1 protein-coding gene is annotated in these 1,278 nt (G+C 62.5%); it reads left to right on the top strand.

The window, feature by feature from the left end:
- Nucleotides 1–56 precede the first annotated feature (56 nt).
- Complete coding sequence (locus JKG68_RS32390) at nucleotides 57–1,271, top strand: IS256 family transposase (RefSeq protein ID WP_202066540.1); 1,215 nt, start codon at nucleotides 57–59, stop codon at nucleotides 1,269–1,271.
- Nucleotides 1,272–1,278 lie beyond the last annotated feature (7 nt).

The raw sequence follows: 1,278 nt of genomic DNA, 5'->3' as shown, positions 1-1,278 counted from the left end.
GGAACTGTCGGGAATTTCGTGTGGGGCCATTACGATGATCTGGAAGGAGACATCGCATGGCACGCCGCAAGGAACCCCGGATACCCGACCACCTGCTCGACCAGCTGCTAGCGGGGGCTGAGGCCAAATCAGCCTTTGCCAAGAACGGCCTGCTCGACGAGCTGAAGAAGGCTCTGGCCGAAAGGGCACTGAATGCCGAGATGGATCATCATCTCGATCAGGAGAATGAGGCCGGCAACACCCGCAACGGCTATGGCCGCAAGAGCGTGCTCACCGACACCGGCAAGATCGACCTGGAGATCCCACGCGACCGCCTGGCCACCTTCGATCCGCAGCTGATTGCCAAGTACCAGCGGCGCTTTCCCGGCTTTGATGAGAAGATCGTGTCGATGTACGCCCGCGGCATGAGCGTGCGCGAGATCCAGGGTCACCTGCGCGAACTGTACGGGATCGAGGTCTCGCCGGATCTGGTCAGCGCCGTCACCGATGCGGTGCTGGAGGAGATCACCGAGTGGCAGAACCGGCCCCTGGAGGCACTCTACCCGCTGGTGTTCTTTGACGCGCTCCGGGTCAAGGTGCGCGACGAGGGTACAGTGCGCAACAAGGCCGTCTACCTGGCGCTGGGCGTACGTCCAGACGGCGCCAAGGAGATCCTCGGCTTATGGATCGAGCAGAGCGAGGGCGCCAAGTTCTGGCTGCGGGTGATGAACGAGCTCAGAACCCGCGGGGTTGAGGACGTGCTGATTGCGGTGGTGGATGGCCTGAAGGGCTTTCCTGAGGCGATCACGGCAGTGTTTCCTGAGACCCAGGTCCAGACCTGCATCGTGCATCTGATCCGCTCGTCGCTGGCCTTTGTCTCCTACAAGGATCGCAAAGCGGTGGCGGCGGCCTTGAAGGAGATCTACCGGGCCAAGGATGCTGAAGCCGGCCAGGCGGCCCTGGAGCAGTTCGCAATCTCGGCCTGGGGCCGCAAGTATGAGGTCATCGCGGCCTCCTGGCGGCGCAACTGGGCGGCAGTGATCCCGTTCTTTGCCTTTCCCGAGGAGGTGCGCCGGCTCATCTACACCACCAATGCTATTGAGGCGCTGAATGCCAAGCTGCGCCGGGCGGTGCGGGCCCGCGGCCACTTTCCCACCGACGAGAGTGCGATCAAGCTGTTGTTCCTGGTCTTGAGGCAGACGCAAAAAGAGTGGAAGATGCCGCCACGGGAATGGAGCATGGCCAGAGCGCAGTTCGCCATTCTCTTCGAAGGCCGCTTCAGGCTGGGATGATGAACCC

Source organism: Microvirga aerilata, assembly GCF_016743775.1.
Taxonomy (GTDB): Bacteria; Pseudomonadota; Alphaproteobacteria; order Rhizobiales; family Beijerinckiaceae; genus Microvirga; species Microvirga aerilata.
Note: the sequence above shows the minus strand (reverse complement) of the source record. Positions and strands in the feature narration are given on the sequence as shown.

Coding starts and splice junctions, on each gene's coding strand:
- JKG68_RS32390 (WP_202066540.1), top strand. CDS start 57: ATGGCACGCCGCAAGGAACCCCGGATACCCGACCACCTGCTCGACCAG.